This is a genomic window from Pedobacter gandavensis, assembly GCF_032677645.1.
GTDB lineage: Bacteria > Bacteroidota > Bacteroidia > Sphingobacteriales > Sphingobacteriaceae > Pedobacter > Pedobacter gandavensis_A.
On sequence record NZ_JAVTSB010000015.1, the window covers coordinates 62,491 to 86,621 of the forward strand.

General features: G+C 40.8%; 21 protein-coding genes and 4 tRNA genes. 10 read left to right on the forward strand and 15 right to left on the reverse strand.

Annotated elements, in window-relative coordinates:
• Window positions 1-13: 13 nt before the first annotated feature.
• The gene (asnB, locus tag R2Q66_RS22150; protein WP_316753353.1) at window positions 14-1,672 is read left to right on the forward strand and encodes an asparagine synthase B; all 1,659 of its coding nucleotides are present in this window, start codon (window positions 14-16) and stop codon (window positions 1,670-1,672) included.
• 75 nt (window positions 1,673-1,747) lie between these two features.
• On the opposite strand, the gene panB is transcribed toward asnB, so the two are convergent.
• The 10 genes from panB to R2Q66_RS22200 form a co-directional block, all read right to left on the reverse strand.
• Window positions 1,748-2,563, reverse strand: coding sequence for a 3-methyl-2-oxobutanoate hydroxymethyltransferase (panB, locus tag R2Q66_RS22155; RefSeq protein WP_316753354.1), 816 nt, complete (start codon window positions 2,561-2,563; stop codon window positions 1,748-1,750).
• Window positions 2,564-2,812: 249 nt separating this feature from the next.
• Window positions 2,813-3,217, reverse strand: a complete 405-nt coding sequence (locus R2Q66_RS22160; protein ID WP_316753356.1) for a PaaI family thioesterase — start codon at window positions 3,215-3,217, stop codon at window positions 2,813-2,815.
• 137 nt (window positions 3,218-3,354) lie between these two features.
• Window positions 3,355-3,678, reverse strand: coding sequence for a cupin domain-containing protein (locus R2Q66_RS22165; RefSeq protein WP_316753358.1), 324 nt, complete (start codon window positions 3,676-3,678; stop codon window positions 3,355-3,357).
• A gap of 10 nt (window positions 3,679-3,688) precedes the next feature.
• Entirely contained in the window at window positions 3,689-4,645 is a 957-nt protein-coding gene (locus R2Q66_RS22170; RefSeq protein ID WP_316753360.1) for a helix-turn-helix domain-containing GNAT family N-acetyltransferase, read from the reverse strand.
• A gap of 92 nt (window positions 4,646-4,737) precedes the next feature.
• Complete coding sequence (locus R2Q66_RS22175) at window positions 4,738-5,976, reverse strand: site-specific integrase (RefSeq protein WP_316753362.1); 1,239 nt, start codon at window positions 5,974-5,976, stop codon at window positions 4,738-4,740.
• Between the two features lie 279 nt (window positions 5,977-6,255).
• Window positions 6,256-6,329: transfer RNA gene (locus tag R2Q66_RS22180), tRNA-Pro, on the reverse strand.
• 57 nt (window positions 6,330-6,386) lie between these two features.
• A tRNA-Pro gene (locus R2Q66_RS22185) sits at window positions 6,387-6,460 on the reverse strand.
• A gap of 57 nt (window positions 6,461-6,517) precedes the next feature.
• Window positions 6,518-6,591 (reverse strand) — tRNA-Pro (locus tag R2Q66_RS22190).
• 89 nt (window positions 6,592-6,680) lie between these two features.
• Window positions 6,681-6,767, reverse strand: a tRNA-Ser gene (locus R2Q66_RS22195).
• A 100-nt stretch (window positions 6,768-6,867) separates the two neighbouring features.
• Complete coding sequence (locus R2Q66_RS22200; protein WP_316753364.1) at window positions 6,868-8,967, reverse strand: HDIG domain-containing metalloprotein; 2,100 nt, start codon at window positions 8,965-8,967, stop codon at window positions 6,868-6,870.
• Between the two features lie 134 nt (window positions 8,968-9,101).
• On the opposite strand from R2Q66_RS22200, the gene R2Q66_RS22205 reads away from it, so the two are divergent.
• The 7 genes from R2Q66_RS22205 to R2Q66_RS22235 all read left to right on the forward strand — a co-directional run bounded on the left by R2Q66_RS22205 (window position 9,102) and on the right by R2Q66_RS22235 (window position 16,730).
• Window positions 9,102-9,959, forward strand: coding sequence for an SPFH domain-containing protein (locus R2Q66_RS22205; protein ID WP_316753366.1), 858 nt, complete (start codon window positions 9,102-9,104; stop codon window positions 9,957-9,959).
• Between the two features lie 12 nt (window positions 9,960-9,971).
• The gene (locus tag R2Q66_RS22210; RefSeq protein WP_316753368.1) at window positions 9,972-10,157 is read left to right on the forward strand and encodes an Arc family DNA binding domain-containing protein; all 186 of its coding nucleotides are present in this window, start codon (window positions 9,972-9,974) and stop codon (window positions 10,155-10,157) included.
• 72 nt (window positions 10,158-10,229) lie between these two features.
• Window positions 10,230-11,408 (forward strand): acetyl-CoA C-acyltransferase, encoded by a 1,179-nt coding sequence (locus R2Q66_RS22215; protein WP_316753370.1) that lies wholly within the window; start codon window positions 10,230-10,232, stop codon window positions 11,406-11,408.
• Window positions 11,408-12,328 (forward strand): hypothetical protein, encoded by a 921-nt coding sequence (locus R2Q66_RS22220; protein WP_316753372.1) that lies wholly within the window; start codon window positions 11,408-11,410, stop codon window positions 12,326-12,328. The genes R2Q66_RS22215 and R2Q66_RS22220 overlap by 1 nt, the downstream gene beginning before the upstream one ends.
• Before the next feature lie 182 nt (window positions 12,329-12,510).
• Window positions 12,511-14,280: a peptide MFS transporter gene (locus tag R2Q66_RS22225; protein WP_316753374.1), complete on the forward strand. Its 1,770-nt coding sequence runs from the start codon at window positions 12,511-12,513 to the stop codon at window positions 14,278-14,280.
• A gap of 65 nt (window positions 14,281-14,345) precedes the next feature.
• Complete coding sequence (locus tag R2Q66_RS22230; RefSeq protein ID WP_316753377.1) at window positions 14,346-15,899, forward strand: peptide MFS transporter; 1,554 nt, start codon at window positions 14,346-14,348, stop codon at window positions 15,897-15,899.
• Between the two features lie 102 nt (window positions 15,900-16,001).
• Window positions 16,002-16,730: a polyprenol monophosphomannose synthase gene (locus tag R2Q66_RS22235; RefSeq protein ID WP_316753380.1), complete on the forward strand. Its 729-nt coding sequence runs from the start codon at window positions 16,002-16,004 to the stop codon at window positions 16,728-16,730.
• A 4-nt stretch (window positions 16,731-16,734) separates the two neighbouring features.
• Here the strand turns inward: R2Q66_RS22235 and R2Q66_RS22240 are convergent, their stop codons facing one another.
• From R2Q66_RS22240 to proS, 5 genes are read right to left on the reverse strand one after another with little or no spacing between them, the layout of a single operon-like run.
• Complete coding sequence (locus R2Q66_RS22240; protein ID WP_316753382.1) at window positions 16,735-17,247, reverse strand: YdeI/OmpD-associated family protein; 513 nt, start codon at window positions 17,245-17,247, stop codon at window positions 16,735-16,737.
• 9 nt (window positions 17,248-17,256) lie between these two features.
• A complete protein-coding gene (locus R2Q66_RS22245; protein ID WP_316753384.1) occupies window positions 17,257-18,114 on the reverse strand; it encodes a TIGR02757 family protein in 858 nt (285 codons plus the stop codon).
• 26 nt (window positions 18,115-18,140) lie between these two features.
• Window positions 18,141-19,280 carry a cystathionine gamma-synthase gene (locus R2Q66_RS22250; protein ID WP_316753386.1) on the reverse strand — a complete coding sequence of 380 codons (1,140 nt, stop codon included), beginning with the start codon at window positions 19,278-19,280 and terminating at the stop codon, window positions 18,141-18,143.
• Window positions 19,277-19,972 carry a hypothetical protein gene (locus R2Q66_RS22255; RefSeq protein WP_316753388.1) on the reverse strand — a complete coding sequence of 232 codons (696 nt, stop codon included), beginning with the start codon at window positions 19,970-19,972 and terminating at the stop codon, window positions 19,277-19,279. Before R2Q66_RS22255 ends, R2Q66_RS22250 begins: the two co-directional genes overlap by 4 nt.
• A gap of 44 nt (window positions 19,973-20,016) precedes the next feature.
• Window positions 20,017-21,489: a proline--tRNA ligase gene (gene proS, locus R2Q66_RS22260; RefSeq protein WP_316753389.1), complete on the reverse strand. Its 1,473-nt coding sequence runs from the start codon at window positions 21,487-21,489 to the stop codon at window positions 20,017-20,019.
• A 107-nt stretch (window positions 21,490-21,596) separates the two neighbouring features.
• Between proS and R2Q66_RS22265 the strand changes: the two genes are divergently transcribed.
• The gene (locus R2Q66_RS22265) at window positions 21,597-22,496 is read left to right on the forward strand and encodes a hypothetical protein (protein WP_316753390.1); all 900 of its coding nucleotides are present in this window, start codon (window positions 21,597-21,599) and stop codon (window positions 22,494-22,496) included.
• Between the two features lie 33 nt (window positions 22,497-22,529).
• Window positions 22,530-24,023, forward strand: a complete 1,494-nt coding sequence (locus tag R2Q66_RS22270) for an OmpP1/FadL family transporter (protein ID WP_316753391.1) — start codon at window positions 22,530-22,532, stop codon at window positions 24,021-24,023.
• The last annotated feature ends 108 nt before the right edge of the window (window positions 24,024-24,131 follow it).

Here is a 24,131-nt window from a genome sequence, read left to right on the forward strand (position 1 = left end):
ATAAAATTTATATATGTGTGGTATTGTTTGTTCCTTTTTACCGGTTGAGAACCAGTTTATATTACGAACCAAAGTCTTGGAGATGGCGAGACGTATACGTCACCGGGGTCCGGATAGTTCCGGGATATACGGTTCATATAAGGCTCATCTGGCGCATGAACGTTTAGCCATAAGTGATTTTGAAACTGGAAGTCAGCCGCTGTATAATGCTGATCAATCAGTGGTACTAGTAGTAAATGGCGAAATATATAATCATGAGCAGCTTCGTGGCGAAATTGGCGTATATCCATATCAAAGCCAATCCGATTCGGAGGTTTTAATGGCGCTTTATCTAAAGTACGGAATTGATTTTTTGGATAAACTAAACGGGATGTATGCCTTTGCGATTTACGATACGCGAAACGATTCGTTTTTCATCGCCAGAGACCACTTGGGCATTATCCCATTATATCATGGTTACGACAGTAAAGGACAGTATTTTATAGCATCCGAGTTAAAATCTCTGGAAGGATTTTGCGACACCATCGCCCAGTTTCCTCCAGGACACTATCTTTACAGTAGAGAGGGAATGACCCCTATTCCCTATTATAAACGTGAATGGGAGGATTTCGATGCGGTAGCAGCGAACATCAGTACGGATACGAATTTGTTACGCCAATCGCTGGAAAACTCGGTTCGCCGACAAATGGCTTTAGAAGTTCCATTTGCTGTATTGTTATCCGGTGGGTTAGATTCATCCATCATTGCAAGTATCGCAAAGCAAGAGATAAATGAGCAGAACCGTCTGATGAACCAGCAAATTCCATTACATTCATTTGCTATAGGATTACAGGGCGCGCCTGATTTATTGGCCGCCCGAAAAGTTGCAGACTATCTCGGCACTACTCACCATGAAGTGCAATTTACATTGGAGGAGGGAATAGATGCGCTCCGTGATGTTATTTATTCCTTAGAAACCTATGATGTGACGACTGTAAGGGCCTCTACTCCTATGTATTTATTAGCCAGGGTGATGAAATCTATGGGGATAAAAGCAGTCCTTTCCGGAGAAGGATCAGACGAATTATTTGGAGGCTACCTCTACTTTCACAAAGCTCCTTCAGCCAGAGCTTTTCACGAAGAGACCGTTCGCAAACTGAAAAAACTATATCTATATGATTGTCTTCGTGCCAACAAATCGCTTTCTGCCTGGGGAATAGAGGGACGTGTGCCCTTTTTGGACATTGATTTTGTTGACACCGCAATGCGAATCAATCCTTCCCTGAAACTGATCGATAAAAGTCATATGGAAAAATGGATATTGAGGAAAGCTTTCGAAAACTGTTTGCCTGATGAGATTCTCTGGAGACAAAAAGAGCAGTTTTCAGATGGTGTAGGCTATTCCTGGATCAGTACCTTAAAGCAATATGCCGAGCAGGAAGTTAATGACGGTAGGTTTCAAACAGCAGCTTCACGTTTTCCAGTCAATACTCCGTTAAACAAAGAAGAATACTTTTATAGAACAATATTTGAAGAATTGTTCCCATCGGCTGCCGCCGCTGCAACAGTACCCTCAGTGAAATCGGTAGCGTGCAGCACACCAGAGGCCTTGGCATGGGACAGCGCATTCCAAACTATGAATGATCCTTCTGGTCGGTCGGTACTGCAGGTACACAACGAAGCTTTCAAATAAAATGTAATTACCCGATACATCTACCTGCGTTAGAGCCCGCTAATTCAATAGCGGGCTCTTTTTTAATTTTATTCGCTAATATTGTTCAGCTTCATTGGGAAAATCATTGGTTTTAACATCTGTTATGTATGTTTTTGCGGCCTCTTCTATGGCCTGGTAAAGATCTGCATATTGCCGTAGAAAACGCGGCTTAAATCCTTTATTCAGGCCTAACATATCGTGAATTACCAATACCTGTCCGTCACAATATTTACCGGCGCCAATCCCGATAGTAGGTATATTTAGGTTTTCGGAAACTTCTTTCGCAAGTGTGGCGGGGATTTTCTCCAGCAACAAAGCAAAACATCCGCATTCTTCCAGCAACAGCGCATCATCCATTAATTTTTTAGCCTCTTTTTCATCTTTGGCGCGGAGCGCGTATGAACCGAATTTATTAATAGATTGCGGCATTAGTCCGAGATGTCCCATTACTGGTATTCCTGCGCTGATGATTAGTTTAACAGCGTCTATAATTTCTGCGCCTCCTTCTAGTTTTACACCATGCCCCCCCGATTCTTTCATGATGCGAATCGCTGAGTTTAATGCCATTTTGGGGTTTCCCTGGTAGGAACCGAATGGTAGATCCACCAATACAAACGCACGATTGACTGCCCTTACTACACTTTGTGCATGATAAATCATATGATCTAATGTGATCGGCAACGTTGTTTCATACCCAGCCATTACATTTGCAGCTGAATCTCCTACAAGTATCATGTCCAGTCCTGCGTGATCCAGAACGGTTGCCATCGAAAAATCATACGCAGTAAGTACCGCTATTTTTTCTCCCCTAGCTTTCATCGCCTGAAGCGTATGGGTGGTGATTTTTTTAATTTCTTTGTGTTGGGACATTTCGTCTTAAACTTTATTAATTGTTAACCTTATTGGATTTATTTTTTTCCTGGATCAGGCAATGTATTCTGTATAGATGAAGCAGGACAGCTATGCTCCCACCAATGATCATTGGCATAGCATATAATAAAACACCATAAATGATATAGATAGAGTTTGCAATTAAAGAACAGACTCTTAAATAAAATATATTCTTCATTCCCATGGAGATGATATTTAGTGAAAGAGCTGAATAACCAATTGCATCTATCATATTGTAATTGAAATTAACGTCGCTGTCATTTTTGCAATCAATTTATCTTGTTCTAAATTATAAACGTACCCCTCACAAATCGTTAATGTTTTTCCTGTTTGCAATACTTTCCCAACAGCAATTAGCGTCTTTGTATCTGCCGGTTTCAGAAAATTAACCTTGAATTCAACAGTTAATACTTCTACATTTTCGGGCATTAGCGTGAGTGCAGCATAACCACAAGCACTATCAACAATACTGGTAGCAACACCTGCATGAATGTATCCGTGTTGTTGAGTCAGCCCTTTCGAAAAGTCACAACTAATTTTAACCATCCCTCTATCAACTGCTATCAAACGGGCATTTAAGGTGTTCATTAAGCCCTGTTTATCAAAGCTCTTTTTTATCTTTTCGTACATCATACTTAATGTTTTATTGCTTATTTGTTATGACACAAAAAAGTGTAAGAATAGGCAGTTCATAATCCGCTGGTAGAATTTTATCTGATTCACAAGCTTTTAATTCACAAAGCATTTCCAATTCTATCCAAACAGTCTCATTATAAATAATCTTGTCGAATTGGGCTGAACACATCAACTACTTCTCCTGCTTCGATGATTTCTATAGAGTGTTCTACATCAGCATGAATGGAATAAGTATCTCCCTCTGATAATAAATATTCATTCCCTTCAAACCTCAATTTGTATTTGCCCGAGATAACGTAACCACTCTGCTCGTTTGGGTGTTTATGGAAAGGAACAAAATCGGTTGATTTATAAAGCATTTTTGCCACCATGGTATCTTTACCAATAGAAAGCACCACGAAATCAACTCCTAAAAACTGTCTTGCAACAGCTGCTTCTTTTTTAACTACATTTTTCATATTTGGCATTTTAATTAATTAAAGTTAATTCCATCTGGATATTGCAACGTGCATAAGGTGTAGACCGGTTCACAATTTTCTTAAACCCAAGTTTGTGGTACAAATTGATTGCAGGTTTTAACTCAGTGTTACTTTCCAGGTAAAGTTTTGATGCACCTAGTTCTTTAGCTGCGTTGACAACTGCCAGGCCAAGTAACCAGCCAATACTTTTGCCTTGTATGGCGGGAGATACAGCCATTTTAGCCAGTTCATATTCGTAGTTAGCATCATCCATTTTGATCAGCGAACATACCCCCACAGGCTCATTCTTGTATAGGGCAACAAAGATTTTACCACCCTTGTCAAGTATATAGGATTTAGGATTATCCAATGCTTTGCGATCTGCTTCTTCAATCTCAAAATAAGTTGAAATCCATTCTTCATTCAGGGATTTAAAAGCACCTTGGTATTTCTCTTGGTATTCCACGATTTCAACGTCCTTACGCTCCCTAAGCTTGCGTTGTTCCTGAACTCTTTTGAGCAAAGATTTATGATCTAAAAGATATTCCCATTCTTCTAAAGCTTCCCAAAGATTGTGATGTGCTTCTGATATCACTCCATCTATAGCCGCATCAACATCTGCGCATTGCAATACAAGCCTTTCGGACATCTCCCTTCCTTTGTCAGATAAAGCGACAACATTCCTACGCTTGTCTGTCGATGTTTGATTTTCATTTACTAATCCAGCACCAATCATTTCTTTAATAATCTTGCTTACAGATGGCTGCGAATGTCCGATTTCATTGGCTAATTCGGTTATAGTTTTTGGGACATCTTCTGCAAGTATAAAAAACACCGGAAACCACTTTGGCGTAAAATCGATATGGTACCAATCATAGATTTTTGCAGCATCATCTGTAATTCTTGTTGTAAATAGGCGCAATCTGCTCCCTAGCGCCATTTTTCCTGTTTTTTTAAATAAATCCATTTTACATAATTAATTACATAACTAATTATGCAAATATAAAACTTTAATTGGTAATGATGGATAAAGACAAAGTAAAAATGGTTCTCTTACAATTATAGAGTGAGCATTTTTTTTCTGAGACTGACCATATCATTCAATACTTTTTTCTTTTTTACTTTTGAATATATCTGTGTGGTACGGATACTTGCGTGCCCCAGCATGTGTGAAACGCTCTCCATAGGCACACCATTTTCCAATGTAACAGTTGTGGCAAAAGTGTGCCTAGCCAAGTGAAAGGTAATTGCTTTATCAATATTGGCCTCCCCTGCAATTACTTTTAGATAACGGTTCATGGTCTGATTTGAAAAGGAAGGAAAAACTGTTCCATTTTCTTTGGCAAATTGGTTATTGTTATATCGTTCAATAATTTCCAGGGCTTCAGGCAATAACAGCACATGAAATTTATGTTGTGTAAAGTTTCTATTCTTCTGCCTTATCATTTCAATCCAATATTCACCCGCACTATCTTTAACCAAATGCTTTTTAGCCAGACTTACTAAATCACAATATGCCAACCCAGTTAAGCAACAGAATATAAAAAGGTCACGAACGATTAATTGACCGCTTTTCAACCCATCAATGGCTCTGATTCGTTTCAATTCTTCATTTTCGAGACAGTCACGATCTTTATGTATTATTTTCCGTTCAAAATGAAGAAAAGGCTGATTCATAGTCCATCCGTTTTTCAAAGCGACTCCAAATACCTTCTTAAAGCGTTCCATGTGTTTCATAAGTGTATTATTTCCACAAGGCTTCTGCCCCTTATCTGGTACGCGGTTGAGCATATATATGCCAAAATCAGTTATAAACTTATTGTCAATCTTATCTAAGTATATATCTTTCACCTTTTTCTGTTTTATCAAAAATTCTTTTAAAAAACGTTCGGTTGAAAAATAATTCTTTAAAGTCCCAGGTTCAATTAATGATGCTAGGTCAATATTATGGTGACTTAATAGAGAATTTAAAGTACATGGTTCCTTATCATACCCCTCTACCCTCGCTTTTATACTTTCCGAAGACAATGGCTTATGTTCATATTTCAGGTCGTTATAGGCGTTATTAATATCATTTATCAGTAACCGAATTTTCTCTCTAACCAGTGTTTCTTCCTTACCGTTGCCAGAAAGAGTTTGTTTAGTTTGATTCCATGCAGAAACATCAACCCTTTTCTTGGTTGAAATATCAGAAAACTTACTATTTAAAGTGATCCGAACAAATAATGGTGCGCAACCTGCTTTCATTTTGTCCTTTTTTAGGAAAAATGACAGACTAAATGTGTTTGGGCTTTTCATATTTTAATATGATTTATGCCCTTTTATGCCCTTATGCCCTCTCCTATTTTTAAAGAATTTGAGAGAAAAAACACAGGGTTAAAAAAGGCGGTAAAACAAAAAACTCAAGTAGTCATTTTTACTTTTTTTTGAAGGACAATAATAGCTGAAAAAAAGAGGGTGTAGAATAGGGCATAAAAACCTTGATATTCTTTGCTTTTCTTTGATATGACTAAAACGAAAAAACCCCCTAAATAGTGATATTTAGAGGGTTTTTGATAGAATTTGACATCTATGTTGTCGGGGTGGCAGGATTCGAACCTACGACCTCCTGCTCCCAAAGCAGGCGCGATACCGGGCTACGCTACACCCCGAACTGGTATCAATTTTTTACTGGTCATTATTAAAACTACGCTTCCGAATAGTTTGTGTCGGGGTGGCAGGATTCGAACCTACGACCTCCTGCTCCCAAAGCAGGCGCGATACCGGGCTACGCTACACCCCGAACTGGTATCTTCTTTATTTTCTTGTCAATACTAATTACCTTTCCAGGTAATTTTTGTCGGGGTGGCAGGATTCGAACCTACGACCTCCTGCTCCCAAAGCAGGCGCGATACCGGGCTACGCTACACCCCGAACTGGTATCTTCTTTCTCCCCTTTTCGAGGGGCTTTAAAGTCACGAATCGTTTTGGTTAAACCGAACTAATCGTTTCTTTGCATTATGCGGAGAGGGCGGGATTCGAACCCGCGGTACCGTTGCCAGTACGACAGTTTAGCAAACTGTTCCTTTCGGCCACTCAGGCACCTCTCCATTTTCAATAATTCAATTAACTTTCCCGCTTTAAACAAAAACCGTTGCTGTTTTTCGGGATTGCAAATATAGGAAGATGATTGATAGTTCCAAAATAAATTTAAACATTTTGTAGGTAATCTATACGCACATGATAGATGCTCATAAGCATCGTCTTGAATATCAACTTTATAGTTTCTAAATCTTTTAAAGTAATATCGCAATTATCTAACTGATTTTGTTCTAATTTATAGTTAATGATCCTTTCGACAAGGTCATTTATGCTTTGGGCGTCTGGATTTTTAAGACTTCTTGAGGCTGCTTCGACCGAATCTGCGAGCATTAACACTCCGGTTTCCTTAGAAAAAGGGATCGGACCAGGGTAACGGAAGATGTTTTCGTCCACAAATTTCTCCGGAGAGTTCTTTAAAAACGACTGATAAAAATAATCTACCCGGGTATTTCCATGGTGCGTTCTGATAAAATCAATCACACTTTCCGGCAATTGATGTCTGCGGGTAATTTCTATGCCCTTATGAACGTGCTTAATGATGATCTGAGCACTTTGCTCATACGGCAGCTTATCATGCGGACTGAGCGCCGTATTTTGATTCTCTATAAAGTATTGCGGGTTCTCAATCTTACCGATATCATGGTACAAGGCACCGGCCCTTACCAAAAGAGAATTTCCACCGATTTTAAAGATCGCAGCTTCTGCAAGATTCGCCACCTGCAAAGAATGCTGGAAAGTTCCCGGCGCTTTAAATGCCAGTTCTCTCAGTAATTTATTATTGGTATTGGTGAGTTCGATCAGCGCCACATCTGAGGTTATGCCGAACATGCGTTCAAAAGCATAAATCAGCGGATAAGCCAACAGGGATAAAAGCACGCTAATAATGAAGGGCACAAAGTTGAGCCATTCGATTTCGCTGAAAGATCCTTCTCTTAACAACCCAATGCCGAGGAAGGACACAAAGTATGCCGAAAGGATAAATAATGCAGACAATAGCAGCTGTTCTCTTTTGATCAGGTTTCTGATACTATATATCGCCACCATTCCGGAGGTAATCTGATAAAACACAAATTCAAAACTATTCGGCACAAAGAAACCGGCAATCAGGATCACCAGTAAATGCAGATACAATGCCAAACGGGTATCAAATAAAATCCGGATGATGATCGGGACAATACAGAACGGAATATAATAGATACTTGGCAGGTTCAGTTTAATGGCCCAGGTTAAACAGAGCAGCATCGTGGTAATCACCAGCAGCAATAAGGACAGCTGACGGTTATCGGCAAAAATATCCTTCCTGAACAGCTTTAAAAAGAACATGAGCAGGCTGACAATAAAGCCTACCAGTAGGATTTGTCCGAGGTAAACCAGCTTACTATCTCCAATTGTTTTCGTCTGCGCTTCATAGGCGTCCTTAAAAGATAGTAGCTTTTGATAGATCTCATCATCTACTACATTGTCTTTTGCGATGATCAGTTCTCCTTTCTGCACCATCCCACGGGTCGTAGAAAGGCTGTTCACGGTATTCTCTTGCACCACGCTGGTTAATTTCTCATCGAAAGTGATATTGGGCTGCAGATGATCTTCCACCAGTCCGACAATCATATCTTTAATCTTCATGTTTACGGAATTAAAGTTCTCCTCAAAAAACTTCAAAGCGGTAGGCACTGTAAAAACATCCTGGGTACTCAGGGTTTTACTGATGTTATTATTGATCAGTGAAAAATCATAGTATTTATTTCCTTTCTGGTGTTTCACATCCATGGCTATGATGCCCCGGTTGTAAATGGTCTCCAGGAGCTTAATAGAAGCTGCTTTATAGGCCGCCTTTTCTTCTTCCGGAAAGGCATTGGTTTTCCATTTCACATCAAATTCATTGGAATAAGCTTCTTCCACATTGTTGATCAGCTCTGTATTCATCTTATAGATGGGCAATACATTGCTTAAAGCGTCTTTTTTATCCAGCGCCACCTGTGGCGTTGTTTTTAAGATCGCAAAACTAAATGGAGAAACCAGGTCTTTATTTTTCCAGATCTCCCCCTTCTCAAACTCATATCTGAACCTGGGTTGTTTAGGTAAAAACACCGTTATGATCAATACGGACAGCACCATCATCACATATTTGATATTTGATGAATACTTACGGTAAAGTACCCTGTGGGAATTCTTCTTGATTTTTGCCAAAATGATATGAATTGATTTCATTCAAAAATAATACAATTTTTCCTCATATCGGCTTTTGGCAAAGCTAATCCTGCGAAAGGATGGGATTTACAAAGAATATCTCTTGCATTTACGGAATATCATTCGTTACTTTATGATATCAAATCAATATCATTATGTATCAGGAAAAAATCATCACTCCCCCATCAGGCTATCTTACATTTGTCCTATTCCTGGCGCTGTTAGGCGGCGGAATTTATGCATTAGCCATTGAACAGTATGCAATTGGCGTTATCGCCCTTGGCCTAAACTTCATTCTGGTATTACCCGGACTGATCATCAACAATCCTAACGAGTCGAAAGTACTGACCCTTTTCGGGAAGTATGTAGGCACTGTAAAGAGCGACGGCTTCTTTTGGGTAAACCCATTAACAGTTAAAAAGAAAGTATCCCTAAAAGCGAGAAACCTGAACGGTCATCAGATCAAGGTAAATGACAAGCTGGGCAATCCGATTGAAATTGCAGCTGTAGTAGTATGGCAAATTCAGGAAACTGCAAAAGCGATGTTTGCAGTAGAAGATTACAACCAATATGTAACTATTCAAAGTGAAGCCGCAGTAAGACACCTGGCGAATATCTTCCCTTATGATAATTTTGAAGACGAGGAAGCCACGATCACCTTAAAAGATGGTGCGGAAAAAGTAAGCAGTCTTTTAGAGGCAGAACTCAGCGAACGTTTGTCGAGAGCAGGCATCGAAGTGATTGAAGCCCGGATTTCCCACCTGGCATATGCACAGGAAATTGCCAGTGCTATGTTACAGCGCCAGCAGGCAACAGCGATCATTGCAGCCCGAAAACTCATCGTAAAAGGCGCGGTAAGTATGGTAGAAATGGCTTTAGAGCAACTTTCTGAGAAAAATATCGTAGAACTTGATGAAGAACGCAAAGCATCCATGGTGAGCAACCTGTTGGTAGTCCTTTGTGGCGACAGAAACGTACAACCAGTCGTAAATACCGGCACCTTATACAATTAATACGCATAGCATATGTCTGAGAAAGATAAAAAAGCTTTTGCCCTGAGAATCAACCCTGCCCTGCTCAAAGAGATTGAGAATTGGGCAACGGATGAGTTCAGGAGCATCAACGGGCAAATAGAATACCTGTTGAATGAAGCTGTGAAATCGAAAAGAAAACGACGGATAAACAAAAATGATACAGATGAGCCTCGTTAAAAACGATGGAGTTTAACCAGCAGATACTACTTATTACTTAACTTTGCTTCTAACCAAAAATTTAAAGCATCAATGAGAGAAGTAGTTATAGTATCTGCAGTTAGAACCCCGATAGGAAGTTTTGGTGGTTCACTAGCTGGTTTTTCAGCTCCCCAACTGGGAGGCATAGCCATTAAGGCTGCTGTAGAAAAAGCGGGCATCAGCCCTGCTGACGTTCAGGAAGTGTATATGGGCAATGTATTGTCCGCAAATATTGGTCAGGCACCAGCTACGCAAGCCGCAAAACTTGCCGGCTTACCGGACCTTCCTGCAACCACCATCAATAAAGTTTGTGCTTCAGGAACCAAAGCCATCATGCTGGCTGCACAAAGCATCGCCCTTGGCGAACACGATATTATCGTTGCCGGAGGCATGGAAAGCATGAGCAATGTGCCCTATTATTTAGATAAAGCAAGAAACGGATACCGTTTAGGCCATGGTCAGTTAACTGACGGATTGGTAAAAGACGGTCTATGGGACGTATATAATGATTACCACATGGGTTCTGCCGCAGAATTATGCGCCGCAGAATGTGAAATTAGCCGCGAAGATCAGGATGCTTTTGCCATCAGTTCTTATCAAAAAGCTCAGGCCGCGCAAAATGAAGGCAAGTTCGATTCAGAAATTGTCGCTGTACCCGTAAAAGACCGCAAAGGCGAAGTAACGCTAATCTCGAAAGACGAAGAGCCCTTCGCTGTTAAATTCGATAAAATCACAGGCTTAAAACCCGTGTTCAAGAAAGATGGAACCGTAACCGCAGCCAATGCTTCTACCTTAAATGACGGTGCTGCCGCCCTGGTATTGATGAGCGCTGACAAAGCCAAAGAACTTGGATTAAAGCCGTTGGCAAAGATCCTTGCTTATGCAGATGCACAACAGGCACCGGAATGGTTTACTACTGCCCCGGCAAAAGCAATTCCTTTAGCCTTAAAAAAAGCAGGCAAAACGATCAGCGACGTAGATTACTTTGAAATCAACGAAGCCTTCTCTGTTGTTTCTTTAGCGAATAACAAGTTATTGGAATTAGATGCCGCAAAAGTAAACGTAAATGGTGGCGCGGTAGCAATCGGACATCCACTGGGTGCTTCGGGTGCGAGAATCGTAGTTACCTTATTAGCCGTATTGGCTCAAAACAACGGCACCATCGGTGTTGCAGGAATTTGTAATGGTGGTGGCGGTGCCAGCGCAATAGTTATTGAAAAGTTAGGTTAATGTTCAAAGCTTCAAAACTAATCCTGTTGGTCATGATTTTATGCTGTGCAATGACGAAAGTCTATGCGCAGCATACTTTTCCGTTAACTAATATCCCGGCAATGGCCAGGTATCAGGACTCTTTAATCCGCATTAGCGATCAGGCTGAAAATGCCCGAGACAATCAGGCCCGTTTTGAGGCAAATGCACATTTTATAAAAACACTGGTGACTGCCCTGAAAACTCCGGGTTCCTTTAGCCATGGTTTTGACTCCCTGAAAAGAGTATCTATCCTGAATGCTCCAGACAAATCCTTCCGCCTCTTCACCTGGTACCTTCCGGTAGATGATGGTGGCTATCGTTATTTCGGTGCCATCCAACTGGCCAGCAAAGATGGAAAGCTCAAATTATTCCCTTTAATAGACGGCACAGCCGAGCTGAAAGATCCCAATGTGATCACCAGCAATAAAAACTGGTATGGCGCTTATTATTATCAGATCGTCCCGGTGAACACCAGCGGAAAATCAGCTTGTTATGCTTTACTTGGATGGAAAGGAAATAACAGCAAAACGTCTAAAAAAGTAATCGAAATATTATCCTTTGAGAATGGCGAACCCAGCTTCGGAAAAGCCATCTTCGTACAGCCCAAAAACACGGGAAACAACCGGGTCATCTTCGAGTACAATAAGTTGAATTCGATGACGCTTACGATGGACAAAGGGGTAAACATGATCGTTTTTGACCATCTTGCTCCCTTCAACGAAGAAATGACAGGAAATTTTGAATTTTATGCTTCTGACCTAAGTTTTGATGCGTACAAAGTCACTGGCGGCAAACTTAAACTCGTTGAGAATGTGGAACTAAAGAACGATCCGAATGAAATGGATGAGCTCTACATCGACCCGAAAGACAAAAAGATTCAGGCAATCAAGAAGCTTTAAAGGATGATTATACACCTTTAAACTGCTTTAAAAATTTGTGAGTTTGACTCCGTGTGCCTATCTTGCGCGATGGTTTATTTTAACATTATACAAAAACCCTACCAAAACAAGCGCCTCTTCATTATTTATTTATAAGAACTAACTGAACCTTTCAATAAATTAATACACCAAAATACTAACACATGAATGCACAAAATTTGGACACTCCAAATAACTTTTTTGAGAGTAAGGTACTAGGACATCCGGCAGGACTGTTTGTTCTATTCTTTACGGAGATGTGGGAAAGATTCTCCTACTATGGGATGCGCGCATTACTTGTGCTTTTTCTAACTTCTTCCATTATCGGCGACAATCCGGGATGGGGATGGCCTAGAGCTCACGCTTTAGCGATCTATGGTTCTTATACCGGTTTGGCTTACCTGACTCCTATTTTAGGAGGTTATATTGCCGACAGGATCATCGGATACCGCTGGGCAGTTATTGTAGGCGCCATATTAATGACCTTAGGGCATTTATCCATGGCTTTCGAAATTGATCATTTCTTTATGTACTTAGGCTTATGTCTATTGGTAGTAGGAAATGGTTTCTTCAAACCAAACATGACTTCCATCATCGCACAGATGTATAAAAAACACCCGGAGAAAAAAGATGGTGCGTATACCATTTTCTATATGGGTGTAAATGCAGGTGCCTTTTTAGGGATGCTATTGTGTGGATATATCGGAGAAAGCAAAGACTGGGGATGGGCTTACGGATTCGGTTTAGCCGGTATCTTTATGTTTATCGGTATGCTTCAATTCTACTTTACACAAGGTATTTTCGGAAATATTGGCTTAAAACCAGTTAAAAACGAAGTGGAAGAAGTTTCTGATAACCTGGAAGAATCTACGAGAAATCCTTTCTCTAAATTCGACCTGTTATTGATTGGTCTGATTGCAGCGATTGGCTTATCCTGGATCATCAATGATCCGGTTTCCAAAATTACGAGCATGAACTTGTTCGCGTTTAAAGTTGGAAGCATGGAAGGTAGTAATTTCATGATCATCACCGCATTAGTACTTTTCTTATTCATCTTAGTGAAAAGGATCAGTCAGTATACGCCGGTATTACGCGATAAAATGATTGCCGTAATCATCCTGGCCTTCATTACCATTTTCTTCTGGGCATCTTTTGAACAGGCAGGTGGTTCGATGACGATCTTTGCAAAAGACTATACCCAACGACTTTTAACAGGTGATTCTAAGGTTATTTTCAACGTCGTAAACACCTTAATTACGGTTATTCCTTTAATGATCATCTCTTATGTATTGTTAAAGTTGTTCTCTAAAACTTTCGGTAAATACTCTATTGGTAACATCATTTTAGCTTCAGGTTTCATCATCATTTGGGTGATTGTCATCTATATGCTTAAAAACCAATATGCGGAAGTGAAATCAGAAGTTCCGGCCACCTGGTTCGGTATCCTGAACTCGCTCTTCATTATCAGTTGTGCACCAATCGTATCTAAACTTTGGGAAAGTAAATACAATCCTTCTGCAACATTCAAAAACGGCTTCGGAATGATCCTATTGGGAATCGGTTTCGCTACGCTGGCTTATGGTGCAAGCACAATCCCTCAGGGTGCTGCTGTAGCTTCAGTAAGTATGATCTGGTTGGTATTGGCTTATTTCTTCCATACCATGGGTGAATTGTTCATCTCTCCGGTAGGTTTATCTTATGTAAGTAAACTGGTTCCGGGTCGTATGATCGCCATCATGTTTGGTATCTGGTATCTGGCTATTGCTATTGGTAATAAAATTGCCGGTACGATGGGTGGTATGATCGATGAGATCACCTCTAAATATTCTATGACAACTTTCTTCCTGATTTTCACCTTTATCCCGATCGGATTAGGTTTAATTATCATGGCGCTAACTCCGGTGTTAAAACGCTTAATGCACGGTGTAAAATAATTACAATCAAGCCTTTGGAACTCTCCAAAGGCTTTTTTTACTAACAGATCAATTACAATTAAGATATGGCTGAAAATCTTACTTTAGAACAAATTCAGAATTTCAAGGGCAAGTACCCTAAACAACTTTGGTACCTGTTTTTCTCCGAAATGTGGGAACGCTTCTGTTTCTACGGAATGCGGGGAATGCTTACCTATTTCATGGTAACGCAATTAATGATGAAAGATGGCGATGCCAACCTTCAATATGGAGCCACGCAGGCATTTGTATATGCGTTTACCTTTATCGGCGGACTATTTGCGGATAAAATACTGGGCTTCCGGAAGTCGCTCTTCTGGGGTGGTATCCTGATGATCATCGGAAGTGCCATCCTGTCCTACGATCCGCATCAGTTCTTCTTTCTCGGGATCAGTTTCACGGTAGTTGGTACCGGTTTCTTTAAACCGAACATTTCTACGATGGTAGGCTCGCTTTACAAAGGCAATGACCCACGTCGCGATGCTGGTTTCTCTTTATTCTATGCTGGTATTAATATTGGTGGTTTATTGGGTGGTTATGCCTGTATTTACCTGGGTAAAACCTATTCATGGCACCTTGCTTTCGGCCTTGCCGGAATTGTAATGACCATCAGTTTACTAACGTTCATCTTTACTAAAAAGAGCTTAGGTCCTATCGGATTATCGCCTTTTGAAAACGAGGAGGTAACGGTGATCTTAGCCGACAGTCTGGACGGAAAAATCCCTGCAGAACCTGCGGTGCTAAAAACTAAAGCGATCAACAGAAAATGGTACGATTACGCAGTTTATGCGGGATCATTAGCGATCATTCCGGTGATCATGACTATGGTTGCCAAAACACAATATACCGACTGGTTTATGTATATCATCGGCCCTGCTACCCTGGTTTACATCATTTATGAAATGAGTAAATACGGATGGGCAGAACGTAAGAAACTGATTGCAGCGATCATCTTCATCTTGTTCTCTATTGTATTCTGGGGTATTTACGAGCAAAGTGGTGGCTCTATGGCACTTTTTGCAGCGAGAAACCTGGATGATAAACTTCTTGGGGTAATCACCTTAGATCCAAACGGTGTAAACAACGCTGCAAACTCTTTCTTTGTGATCATCTTTGCCTTTGTTTTCAGTCTGGTTTGGATTGGTTTAGCGAAGAAAAAGATTGAACCGAATACCGTAGTAAAATTCGGATTGGGCTTTATCTTTCTGGCAGGCGGTTTCTTTATCTTGTACAGCACTCGTTTCTTTGCCAATGCACAAGGTATTGCTTCTTTAGATGCTTTTGCGCTTTCTTACCTGGTGATCACCTTTGGGGAGCTTTGTCTTTCTCCAATCGGCTTGTCCATTATGACCAAACTTTCTCCTGTTAAACTACAGGGTGTGATGATGGGGATGTGGTTCCTTGCCAGTGCTTACGGTCAGTATGTAGCCGGTATTCTAGGTGCAAACATGGCTAAAGGTGGAGAAAATGATACCACTGCTCAGAAATTAATCACCTTTACGGAAGGTTATAAGCAACTTGCTATTTATGCATTAATCGCAGGCGTATTGCTGATTATCCTGTCACCATTGGTGAAAAAACTGATGGGAGACGTCAAGTAATCTCATATTATTGTGATTTAACACAATTAACCCTCAGTATATTCTACATACTGAGGGTTTTTTCGTTAAGAATACATAATTTCGCTCCTAAATTTATATTACGTGTCAGACAGTCTAATTATAATCCCTACCTACAACGAGAAAGAAAATATTGAGAAGATCATTAGAAAGGTGTTTTCGTTGCCTTATGCTTTTGAAATCTTAATTATTGATGATGGTTCTCCTGATGGAACAGCCGCTATCGTTAAAGGGTTGCAGCAAGAATTCCCTGCGCTTCATATTGAAGAAAGAAAAGGGAAATTAGGATTGGGTACCGCCTATATTCATGGCTTCCGCTGGGCATTGGCGCGTCCGCAATACCAATATATTTTTGAGATGGATGCTGATTTCTCACACAATCCGGACGACCTGATCAGGCTTCGTGAAGCTTGTGTGAAAGGTGCGGATCTGGCTATTGGTTCCCGTTATGTAAATGGCGTGAATGTAGTGAACTGGCCGATGAACCGCGTACTGATGTCGTACTTCGCTTCGATGTATGTACGTATCATTACCAGAATTGACATTCAGGATGCTACTGCCGGTTTTAAATGTTACACCAGACGTGTTTTAGAGACCATTCCTTTGGATAAAATCAAATTTGTGGGTTATGCCTTCCAGATTGAGATGAAGTTCACAGCGCTTAAATATGGCTTTAAGGTAGTCGAGGTTCCGATCATTTTTACCGACCGTACCGAAGGAACTTCTAAAATGAGTACCCGTATTTTCAGGGAAGCATTTTTAGGCGTGATTCAGATGAAAGTCTGGAGTTGGTTCAGGAATTACAACCGGTAATTCCTTATTCCTTGCGGGGTTTTCCATCCCGCATCATGGTTCCGAAATCCCAGTCTTTGTCCATCGCCGTAACGATCCTGACCAGTCTTTTTGTTCGCGTAGGCTCTGTTTTCGCCGCATTCAACCAATTGATGTACCAGTTTTGATGAGATTTGGGAAGCTTTAAAAAGCCTTCCAGCCAATGAGGTTCCTCAGCCAGGCAAAGTTCCAGATCATCAGGCATGGTGATTTTAAAGGTCAGGTCTTCTTCCAGACTAAGTTCCAGCAGGGCTCCCTTATCCTTTTTTAATTTCTTGCGAAGTGCCGCGTTTAAGGCAATGATGAAATCACCTTCACCCATGGGTACCAGGGCTAATCCTTCCACAGCAATCTGATCCAGCGTACCTTTTACCCGATAACTTTTTCTGCAATCTGCTTTGATTTCATTGGCAATCGCAGCGGGAATGAAAACATAGGTCCAACCGCTCTTCTCCCCCATTTCTGCAAAACGTTCTATCTCTGCTTTAAAAGTTACCATAACACTAAGTTAAAATTTCTCTTCTACACCCAATCCAAATAAGGCAAAATCGTACTTCACGGGATCCAGTGGATCAAATTCGGAAAGCGTTCTGGTTAATTCAACTGCCGTTTGCCAATCCGTTTGTTTTCTGCTGATCATACCCAGTTTACGGGCCACACGGTCTACATGGACATCGCATGGACAGATTAAATCGGATGGTTTCAGCGTATTCCAAAGTCCGAAATCTACGCCTTTATTGTCCTTTCTGACCATCCAGCGTAAAAACATATTGAGGCGTTTACAAGTGGATTTTTGCATAGGCGAAGAAACATGTTTGATCGTTCTACGCGGGAAATCCGGCAGACTAAAAAAGTAAGACCTGAAATGATTTAAAGCGCGCTCTGTTGGAGGTGTTTTCTCTAATTCTGACAACATACAGGCCGCAGAGGCGTAGCCTTTTTTACCTTTTAAAGGTTGTTCTTCCAGGTATTCTTCCCTGAATATAGGTTTCGGAGCAAGGAAGGCCGTTTCCAGACTATCAGATTGCTCGTAATGAAACTTAAAGAAAGACACAAAATACAACAAATCGGTATCGTTGAAAGTCCGGTGTTTAAAGCCCAGCAAGCCTTTGAGCTCATCATCGCTATGCTGCAACATGAAATCGTGAGGCGCATTGTCCATCCGTTCAAACAGCTCTGTACATTTATTGATAATGGTTTTGCGTTGCCCCCAAGCTAAAATTGCCGCAAAAAATGCGGCAATTTCAACGTCTTGTTTTTTAGAAAAACGGTGCGGAATGCAAATCGGATCATTGGTAATAAAGTTCGGCTTGTTGTATTGCTCAACTTTATAGTCCAAAAAGTCTTTAAGTTCCAGGAATTCCAATATTTCTTATTTTAGTATGGTATAAATTAGCTTAAAGCCTGTTCTAAATCTGCGATCAAATCGTCGATATCCTCTACCCCTACACTCAGGCGTAAAAGGTTATCTGTAACACCAACTTTCTCACGTTCTTCTTTAGGAATAGAACCGTGCGTCATACTTACCGGGTGGTTGATCAATGATTCTACCCCACCTAGTGATTCTGCCAATGTAAACACTTTGAATGAAGACGCAACTCTGAACGTTTCCTGAAGGTCAGCACCTTTTAAAGTGATCGACACCATACCCCCAAAACCGCGCATTTGTCTTTTCGCGACATCATGGTTAGGATGGTCTTCAAAACCAGGCCAGTAAATCTTATCTACTTTCGGATGCGTTTTAAGGAAACGCGCCACTTTCTCACCGTTCTCACAATGCGCTTTCATACGTAAATGAAGGGTTTTAATTCCTCTCAATACTAAAAATGCATCCTGAGGTCCTGGCGTAGCACCACAAGCATTGTAAATAAACCAAAGGTCTTTATACAACTGCTCATCGTTTACCAACAAAGCACCCATTACGACATCAGAGTGACCACCAATATATTTGGTTACCGAATGCATCACAATGTCTGCACCCAGATCAATAGGATTCTGAAGATAAGGAGAAGCAAAAGTATTGTCGACCGTTAAAATCAGGTTATTTGCTTTGGTAATTTTGGCCACACCTTCAATGTCGATGATCTGCATGGTTGGGTTTGTAGGCGTTTCAATCCATACCAATTTCGTTTTATCATTGATATATGGCAGCATATTTTCTGGTTTAGATAAATCCAGGAAATGGAATTTGATGCCATATTTCGCGTATACTTTAGTGAAAATACGGTAAGAACCACCGTAAAGATCGTTACCGGTGATCACTTCATCACCCGGTTGCAACAGTCTTAAAACGGTATCTGTAGCACCCATTCCACTAGAAAAGGCCAAACCATATTTAGCATTTTCCAAAGCGGCAAGGCAATCTTCTAAAGCTTTACGCGTAGGATTTGTACCTCTTGAATATTCAAAACCCTGGTGATCTCCGGGAGATTTTTGCCAATAGGTAGAGGTTTGATAGATTGGAGTCATTACTGCTCCTGTAGACGGGTCAGGTTCCTGACCGGCATGTATAGCTTTTGTTGCGAACTTCATAGGTTATTATTTTGTTCTGTTTCGGACTTCAACTGATACCCCAGGTTTTTACCTGTTGGGTAACCGCTTGCAGCCAACATAGATTGTTTCTGATTTAAAGTTACTTCTTTTATTTGCGCAAAAGGGGGAATAATCAAATCAGAATCCAGACAGAACAAAATTGACCGTTCAATGATATCTGTCAGGTTTTGTTCCGTAACCAGATTGGCCGAAAAATCCGGATATAGAAAATTCAACGCGCCCTCCCCTTCTACCAGAAAGTGTTTTTCTTTATTGATCAGGACTCTGGCAATGAGGGAGCCTTCATCCGCCAGGCGGTTATATTTAATGGAATCTGCGAGGAAATTATGGATATAAATGATTCCGCAATAACTTAAGGAAGGGTCATCCTTCACATATTTCGTTTGAAATACCGAATGCCCCGCCTCAAAATTAAACACATTGCTGTGCATGGAAACCACCATCATATCGCCAGAAAACTTCAGCTGTACTTCAAACTTATTGTTCTCTTTATAATCTATTTCTACAGCAGAATCTTTCGATTGATAATCGTGTTTCAACCGGCCGGCAGTAGCAATGAGTTGCTTTTTCAGCAACTCAAAGACTTCCGTAGTATTTCTGTAGATCGCCTGTTTTAAAGAGGCTTTATTTTTAAGTTCAATAAGTATTTTAGCGTAATTCTCTGTGTCCATTTTTTAATTTTTGTTTCCCTTAATCGCGCAAATTGCTTTCTTTATTAATAAGCGCGGGCAAATAACACCCTTTGTTTAGATGGTTTACCTGAGTAAATACAAACACCATCTTCCTGCTTATTGTTTAAAGGAATACATCTGATCGTTGCTTTTGTTTCCTCTTTGATCTTTTGTTCCGTTTCCGGAGTACCATCCCAATGTGCAGAAACAAATCCGGTTTTACCGTCTAACAATGATTTCAGCTCCTCATAAGAATTCGCTTCTGTCGTATGTTCTTCACGGTACTGGAATGCTTTATTATAGATATTTGCCTGAATTTCATCTAACAACTGAACGATGAAAATATCAAGACCTTCCTGAGCAACAGTTTGTTTCTCTCTGGTATCTCTACGGGCAAGTTCAACGGTACCATTTTCCATATCACGGCCACCAATTGCCAGACGGATTGGTACACCTTTCAATTCATATTCTGCGAATTTGAATCCAGGGCGTTGTGCTTCACGGTCGTCATATTTCACGGATACACCTAAACTTTTCAATTTAGCGCTCAACTCATCAACAAAACCGGTGATGTTTTTAAGGTCTTCCTCATTTTTGTGAATCGGAATAATGACCACCTGGATTGGGGCTAATTTTGGAGGCAATACCAAACCGGCATCATCACTATGTGCCATGATCAAGGCACCCATTAAACGAGTGGAAACACCCCATGAGCTCGCCCATACATGCTCAATTTTACCCTCTTTATTGGTGAATTTCACATCAAATGCTTTGGCGAAATTCTGTCCAAGAAAATGAGAAGTACCTGCCTGTAAGGCTTTACCATCCTGCATTAATGCTTCGATACAATAAGTCTCTAATGCACCTGCAAAACGCTCATTAGCGGTTTTCATACCTTTTACTACTGGCATAGCCATCCAGGTTTCCGCGAAATCAGCATATACATCTAACATTTTCTCGGTTTCCTCTACCGCTTCCTGTGCAGTTGCATGCGCGGTATGTCCTTCCTGCCATAAGAATTCCGTAGTACGAAGGAACAGACGCGTACGCATTTCCCAGCGCACCACATTGGCCCATTGGTTGATCAGCAAAGGAAGATCACGGTACGACTGGATCCATCCTCTGTATGTATTCCAGATGATCGTTTCAGAGGTAGGTCTTACAATTAATTCCTCTTCCAGTTTCGCAGTTTCATCCACGATAATATTTCCATTTCCATCATTTTTAAGACGGTAATGTGTCACCACGGCACATTCAGTGGCAAAACCTTCCACGTGTGACGCTTCCTTAGAAAAATATGACTTAGGAATGAATAAAGGAAAATAAGCGTTACTATGTCCTGTATCTTTAAACTTTTTGTCTAAAACCGCCTGTATTTTCTCCCAAATGGAGTATCCGTAAGGTTTTATCACCATACATCCTTTAACAGAGGAATGCTCTGCCAGATCGGCTTTCATAACAATGTCGTTATACCACTGCGAATAATCTTCATTTTTACTTGTAATACCTTTGCTCATAACTATTTGGAATGTTTTTTGTGTAACTTTGCTTGAAATGTAGTTTACAAATTTATAAATTTATAGCCTACAAAAAAGCGTGTGACACACAAACAACACATATAGTTATGAAACCTAGACATTTATTCACCAGTATGCTGGCTTTGACAACCGTGGTTGTCGCTTCCTGCTCTGCGCCAAGGTACGCGCAGCAAGGTGCCCAAGAGGATGATGTTTACAACTCTAATGCAAAAGCGCAGATTTATACGCCTCAGCCAAGAGTAGTAGCTTCTCAAGATCAATATTACGATTCTAATGATGAATATTACGGTACCAGTGATCCTTATTATGACATGGATTACTCTTCCCGTATCAATAGATTTTCTTATGCCAGTCCATGGAGATCCTATTATGATCCCTACTTCGACGGTGGCTTCGGTTACGGTGGTGGATTTGGCAATTACGGCTTTTCTTTAGGTCTTAGCTTTGGTTCTGCCTGGGGCAACCCATGGTATGGCGGTGGCTATTATCCAGGTTGGGGAAGCGGTTTCTATCCAGGATGGGGCGGTGGCTTCTACCCGGGATGGGGAGGCGGCTTCTATCCTGGTTATCCGGGATGGGGTGGCGGCATCATTGTTGGCTCAAACAGATTCAATAATGCACCAAGACCATCAAGAAGTCCTGGTGACCGAATGAGTTACGGCGGAAATACAATTAGAGGTAATTCTGGAAATACCAGAAGCGACAGAAACGGAAATGTGATTTCCCGTGGAAGCAGATCGGATGCTTATCTTCCGAACAGAACTCAAGGGAATACTCCGAGACCAGCTGGTCAAAGCAGAATTGGACGTGAATATAACAACCAACAGCAACAGACCAGACCTTCAACAAGAGAAAGCTACAGACCACAACCACAAAATACGCCAACTTACAGCGCACCAACACGTGGTGGTGATGGAGGAAGCAGATCTTCTGGCGGCGGTGGCGGCGGCGGAGGCGGTAGATCTTCCAGAGGTGGAAGAGGTTAACCAGGTCTAAGTATTATCATTCAGAAAACGAACATGAAAAAAATTCTATCCTCCTTAGTGGCTATAGTAGCCACTACAGGTTCTTTATATGCCCAGACTCCTGCTGATGGCTTAAACTTTTCTAAAACGAATTATGGAAGCACAGCCAGATTCAAAAGTATGGGTGGCGCACAAATTGGTGTAGGTGGAGACATGAGCTCATTAGGCGGTAACCCTGCCGGACTTGGTTTCTTTACCAAATCTGAGTTTAGCCTTACTCCTGAATTTAATATGATGAAAGGAAAAGCAGAGTTTCTTGGCGAAAGAACCAACTCTTCTAAAAATATGCTGAACCTGAATAATGTAGGTGCAGTGTTTTACAATCCTACTTATAAACCTAAAGGTCAGGACCCTACTAAAGGCGTGATCAGTACTGTTTTTGGTGTAGGTTACAGCCGTAACAACGATTTCACAGGCAGGTACAGCTTTAACGGAACTAATAACAACAATTCTGTCAATAATTACTTCGCAGAAGAAGCCAACTTTTTCGCACCAGGTGATCCAAAAACTTTGGCGAACTACAGCATAGAGAAAATGGCTTATGACAATTATTTAATCAATTACGACGAGGCAAATGATGTTTATAACCCGGCAACACGTGCTCCATACCGTCAAAGTCAAAACGAAATCAGAACCGGATCTACTTCAGAAATGAATGTAGCAGGTGCTTTGAATATCTCTAATAAATTCTACGTTGGTGCGAGTCTGAACTTTGTAAATTCAAGATATGAAAGCGACCGTTCCTTCAAAGAATCAGGATATAATACAGGTGTACTCAGTACTTATGATCTGGATTATAGAACAAATTCTGATGTTAAAGGGGCTGGTTTCAATGCCCGTTTAGGTATTATCTACAGACCGGACGCCAACCTGCGTATCGGTGCAACGTACCAATCACCAAGCTGGATGTATTACGATGATGTTCAGGCACATTCTTTGTCTACCACTTATTATCAAGGCGAAAAAGAAGGTCAGTTCACGAATACACCTGGTATCAGTGGATTAACTTACCAATTGCGTACACCTGGAAAAGGATCGTTGGGTGCAAGTTATGTGATTGCCGGCAGAGCTTTAATCTCAGCAGATGTTGACTATGTTGACTATTCATCGATGCATTATTCTCTTGACCAGGACGACAACATGGGTCAGATCAATTATGCAAACGACTTTATCCGCGACAACTACACAGATGCGGTTAACTATAGAATTGGTGCAGAATTTAAAGTAGACAATGCGGTGAGTTTAAGAGCTGGTTACGGTAACAACGGTACTGCAATTAAAAATGACACCAAAAACTATTTTGCCACTAAATATTATACAGGTGGTGTAGGCTACCGTGTAGGTAACTATTATTTAGACCTGGCTTACCAACGCATGGAAGGTAATACAGATCTTGACAGTTACTTTTTAAATGATGGATCAGAACCTGTTGCCAATATCAAAACAAGCAGAGACAATGTGTTTTTAACATTTGGTGTGAGATTCTAATCTACGCCGGTTAAAATTTCCAATAAAAAAAAGGGAAGTTGATTCAAAATCAGCTTCCCTTTTTTTTATTGGTTTTTCAGCTACCTGACAGACCAGTATGAATCTCCC